Here is a 4,446-nt window from a genome sequence, read left to right as displayed (position 1 = left end):
GGTCGACATGCTGGTCGGTCCCGGCAATGCATTTGTCGCCGAAGCCAAGCGCCAGCTCTTCGGCCGCGTCGGTATCGACCTCTTCGCCGGCCCGACCGAAACACTGATCATCGCCGACGAAAGCGTCGACGGCGAGATCTGCGCAACCGATCTCCTCGGCCAGGCCGAGCATGGGCCCACCTCGCCCGCCGTCTTGCTTACCACCTCCGAGAAGCTCGCCCGGGCAACCATGGCCGAAGTCGAACGGCAGCTTCTGCGGTTGCCGACAGCGGAACTCGCCGGCAAGGCCTGGGCAGACTACGGCGAAGTGATCGTGTGTGAGTCCGATGAGGAGATGGTGCGCGAGGCGGACCGCATCGCTTCCGAGCATGTGCAGGTCATGACGAGCGACCCCGATTACTTCTTGAACAACATGACCAACTACGGCGCCTTGTTCCTTGGGCCTCGCACCAATGTGGCATTTGGCGACAAGGTCATCGGCACGAACCACACGCTGCCGACCAAGAAAGCAGCCCGCTATACTGGCGGACTGTGGGTCGGCAAATTTCTCAAGACCTGCACATACCAGCGGATCCTCACCGACGAGGCCAGTGGACTGGTCGGCGAATATTGCTCGAGGTTGTGCATGCTGGAAGGTTTTGCCGGACACGCTGAGCAGGCCAATATCCGCGTGCGGCGCTACGGCGGCCGAAACGCCGCTTGACGACCTTGAACAAAGCACGTCGAAACATGGTTCGCCGCTAAAACTGGAGCCTAGCAGCCATGACCGAAGTCGCCCTGAAGCAGCCTCACACGCCCCGCATAACGGTGAAAGATTTGGCAAGACAATTGGGCATGTCGGTATCCACGGTTTCGCGAGCCTTTTACGAGGACGCCGTGATCGCGCCAAAGACGCGCGCGAGAATCCTCGCGCGCGCGGCGGAACTCGGTTACCAGCCCAATCCGCTCGCACGCGGCCTCATCACCAAGAGCAGCCGCATCGTCGGCATCGTCGTGTCCGACATCACCAATCCATTCTATCCCGAAGTGCTGACGCGGCTGACGGGAAAGCTGCAAGCTCTGGACCTGAATGTGATGCTGGTGGTGACCGATCCAAAGCGCAGCGAGGATGAGACGCTTCGCGTCCTGCTCTCTTATCACCCCGACGTGGTGATCATCCTGGCCACGACGCTTTCTTCGGCATCGTCCGATGCCTGCCGCAAGGTCGGTACACCCGTCGTGTTCTTCAACCGCTACGATGCCAGCCAGCGCTCCTATGCGGTGACCTGCGACAATGAACTCGGCGGCAGGACGGTCGCCGACCACCTGATCGATCTCGGACACAGGCGCCTGGCCTATGTCGCCGGCTTGCCGAATGCCTCGACCAACGTCGATCGCTGGAAGGGTTTTCATGCCCGCTGCCTGGAAAGAGGCGTGCAGGCTCCTCTCAGCAGCGTAGGGCAGGAATTCAGCTACGCGGCCGGCTATGCCGCCGCGCATGGGTTTCTCTCGTCCGACGAACCACCGACTGCGCTTTTCTGTGCGAACGACATCCTGGCGATCGGCGCCATGGACGCGGCAAGACGCGATTTCGGCCTTTCGATACCGGACCGTCTGTCCGTCGTTGGTTTCGATGACATCGCGATGGCCTCCTGGCCGTCGCACGATCTCACAACTGTTGGTCAGCCAATGGAACTGATGGTGGAGCGCACCGTGGACCTGACGCTGTCCCTGTCGCGCAACGATGCCAGTCAGCCCGCCCTGCAGCGCATTCCGGGAAAACTCGTCGAACGCAGCACCACGAGGGCCATCGATGGCAGGCAATAAGTCTTCTCTGTCGATGCTGGACTGGGCGGCGCAAATTCATGGCCCGGACTGTGCTGGCTTTGGCCCCGCTCGCGAAGTCGCGGCCTTGTCTCTGCCTGAAGGTGTGGCGGATGAGGTGGTCGCCTATGGTCTCGAGGCCCGCCAGGTCTACAACGGTCTTAAGCGTTTAATCGGGCAGGTCGCTGGCCTGATGATCCTGCTGCAGGCAAGCGGCCGCCGCGAAGTGCTCGATCTTCCGTCTATCGCCAGTGCCGCGGAATTGTTCGACGAACTCCGCGAACGCCTTTCAAAGTTGCGGACAACGTCTCGCCTTAATGTGCATCTGCAGCAGTTGATCAGCGCACACAGGCTCGTGGGCACCTGCCTCACTGTTTTGCGCGAGCAGCAAGCTGCCAAGAACACCCCAGACCTCGCCGAGCCGCTCGGCAATTTGTCGGCGGCTTACAGGCATCTGCAATCGGCATCCGAGGATCGCTTCGGAATGACCATGGTCGACTTCAGGCATTCCTGCTGCAACTGCGGGGCCGAAGGCCGCTTATCATCAGTCTAGGGAGGAAATAATGTCACAGTATTCGATCTGGATTCTCGAATATTCCTACGTCACCAAATACCACAAAAGTGGTGTTCTTTATGGTGCGCACAACCAGGGCTACGTCAAACTTCCGTACTGCTACGCCCTGATCAAAGGCAACGGACACGTTGCCATGGTGGATGTCGGTTACAACGACAAAGACTATGGAAAGCACCTTGGAGACAAGTTCGGTGTCGAGAACTGGCGCTCCCCAAAGGAGGTTCTCGCCGGGGTCGGCCTGACACCCGAGGAGGTCGATACGGTCTTCATCACCCACGCCCATTTCGACCATTTCGGCAATGTCGAGGATTTTCCGAAGGCGAAATTCTACATTCAGGAACGCGAGATCGCGAAGTGGACCTGGGCGATGTCGCTGCCTGACAGGCTCCGCTGGATGATGGTGGCTGTCGATCCCGGTGACATCATCCGTGGCGTCGATCTTGCGCGCCAGAAACGGCTCATTTGCGTCGATGGCATCGTAGAGAACGCTCTTCCGGGGATCGACCTTCATGTCGCCTACGACAGCCACACCTTTGCGTCCATGTGGGTCAATGTCCGCAACGACGGCAAGGCGCGGTCTTCCGATGCCTGGGTGCTCGCCGGCGACCTGGTCTATGTCTTCGAGAATGTCGAAGGCCCAGAGGCCGTCGTCGATGTCGATACGCCGATGTATGTGCCGGTCGGTCTTGCTCTTGGCAGCCAACAGAACCTGTTGATGGCCACCGAAGCGATGATGAAACAGGTCGGCTATGAAGCGCAACGTGTCATTCCAGTACATGAGGAAAGGCTCAAGGACCGCTTTCCGTCGCGGATCACCAAGGACGGACTGCGCATTTCGGAGATCTGCCTGGCTGACGGCGAGACATCCAAGGTACGATGATGTCAACAAACTTGAAGCAAGTCGCAGTTATCGGCGGCGGACTGGTCGGAAGCGGCTGGGCGGTCGTCTTTGCGCGTGCTGGCATCCCGGTTCGGCTATTCGACGCAAGTGAAGACATCCGGCAAGGCGCGTCCTCTCGTATCCGTGGCAGTCTTTCGGACATGCAAGAGTTCGGCCTGGTCAGCGATGTCGATGCAATCGCGCAACGCATCGAAGTGGTCGACAGCTTGGTCGATGCAGTGTCGGGGGCCGATTACGTGCAGGAATCCGTCTTCGAACGCGTCGACGTAAAAAAGGCAGTGTCCGCCGAGATCGGCGCTGCCATACGTGACGATGCGGTGGTAGGCAGTTCGAGTTCCGGCATACCGGCTTCGATGTTCACTGAACAGGCCCCAAGGCGATCGCGCTTTCTAATCGCCCACCCGGTCAATCCACCGCATCTGGTGCCGCTTGTCGAACTGGTAGCTGCCCCATGGACGGATCCGGAAATCGTTCCATGGCTGCGCGAGACGATGGAGCAAGTCGGACAGGTGCCGATCGTCGTCAACCGTGAGATCGAAGGCTTTATTCTCAACCGCCTCCAAGGTGCGCTGCTGAACGAAGCCTGGGCGCTGTTGGATGCGGGCTTGGCAAGTGTGGCCGACATTGATCGAACAGTTGCTCATGGTCTCGGCCTGCGCTGGTCGTTCATGGGACCGTTCGAGACGATCGATCTGAATGCACCCGGTGGCATAGACGATTACGCACAACGTTTGGGAACGCTGTACCACTCGATCGCACAGGATCGCCGCGATCCGAAACCCTGGTCCCCTGATCTGATTAAACTCGCCACGGCCGAGCGCCGGGAAATACTGGCAAAGCCAGAGCTCGAGGCCCGTTCGGCATGGCGCAACCGTCGGCTTATGGCTCTGGTTTCTCATAAACGGGGTCAGCCAGAACGCTAGATTCTCTCCTTCCGCAAGAAGCGATCGAGGTCACATGACGTGTACGGGAAAATGGGGGTTGGCTGTCGAAATAGCGCCGTTGCCGCCCTTCGTCGCGCTCCAGCTGAGCCGTCTTTTCACGGCGCTTACGTACTCCCTTAAGCGCCCACAAGGCTTCGCGCCGCGCCAAGCCTAGGTCTGGCCGGAACGCATCGGCCTCGGCCAGTTGCACGAGTGAGGCCGCCGGCACGCCGTCGCGCTGCCAA

The 4,446-nt window shown here is 59.9% G+C and carries 6 protein-coding genes; 5 read left to right on the top strand and 1 reads right to left on the bottom strand.

Annotated features, from left to right (window positions below; translation table 11 throughout):
* From hisD to EN884_RS27125, 5 genes are all read left to right on the top strand, one after another.
* On the top strand, positions 1-703 hold a 703-nt coding region (hisD, locus tag EN884_RS27145; protein WP_128360835.1), incomplete at its 5' end, for a histidinol dehydrogenase.
* 59 nt (positions 704-762) lie between these two features.
* Positions 763-1,806, top strand: a complete 1,044-nt coding sequence (locus EN884_RS27140) for a LacI family DNA-binding transcriptional regulator (protein WP_082826751.1) — start codon at positions 763-765, stop codon at positions 1,804-1,806.
* Positions 1,793-2,356, top strand: coding sequence for a hypothetical protein (locus EN884_RS27135; protein WP_063170572.1), 564 nt, complete (start codon positions 1,793-1,795; stop codon positions 2,354-2,356). The genes EN884_RS27140 and EN884_RS27135 overlap by 14 nt, the downstream gene beginning before the upstream one ends.
* A gap of 10 nt (positions 2,357-2,366) precedes the next feature.
* Entirely contained in the window at positions 2,367-3,257 is an 891-nt protein-coding gene (locus EN884_RS27130) for an N-acyl homoserine lactonase family protein (protein WP_128360834.1), read from the top strand.
* An 11-nt stretch (positions 3,258-3,268) separates the two neighbouring features.
* Positions 3,269-4,201 (top strand): 3-hydroxyacyl-CoA dehydrogenase, encoded by a 933-nt coding sequence (locus EN884_RS27125; protein ID WP_206516562.1) that lies wholly within the window; start codon positions 3,269-3,271, stop codon positions 4,199-4,201.
* Here EN884_RS27125 and EN884_RS39095 read toward each other — a convergent pair.
* On the bottom strand, positions 4,158-4,446 hold a 289-nt coding region (locus tag EN884_RS39095), incomplete at its 5' end, for a hypothetical protein (protein WP_206617649.1). The genes EN884_RS27125 and EN884_RS39095 overlap by 44 nt on opposite strands.

It is taken from the genome of Mesorhizobium sp. M7A.F.Ca.AU.001.01.1.1 (assembly GCF_004022735.1).
Lineage (GTDB): Bacteria > Pseudomonadota > Alphaproteobacteria > Rhizobiales > Rhizobiaceae > Mesorhizobium > Mesorhizobium ciceri.
Note: the sequence above shows the minus strand (reverse complement) of the source record. Positions and strands in the feature narration are given on the sequence as shown.

Bases quoted from the DNA above. Each gene is read 5' to 3' on its own strand.
- EN884_RS27130 (WP_128360834.1), top strand. From the start codon at position 2,367: ATGTCACAGTATTCGATCTGGATTCTCGAATATTCCTACGTCACCAAA.
- EN884_RS27135 (WP_063170572.1), top strand. From the start codon at position 1,793: ATGGCAGGCAATAAGTCTTCTCTGTCGATGCTGGACTGGGCGGCGCAA.
- EN884_RS27140 (WP_082826751.1), top strand. From the start codon at position 763: ATGACCGAAGTCGCCCTGAAGCAGCCTCACACGCCCCGCATAACGGTG.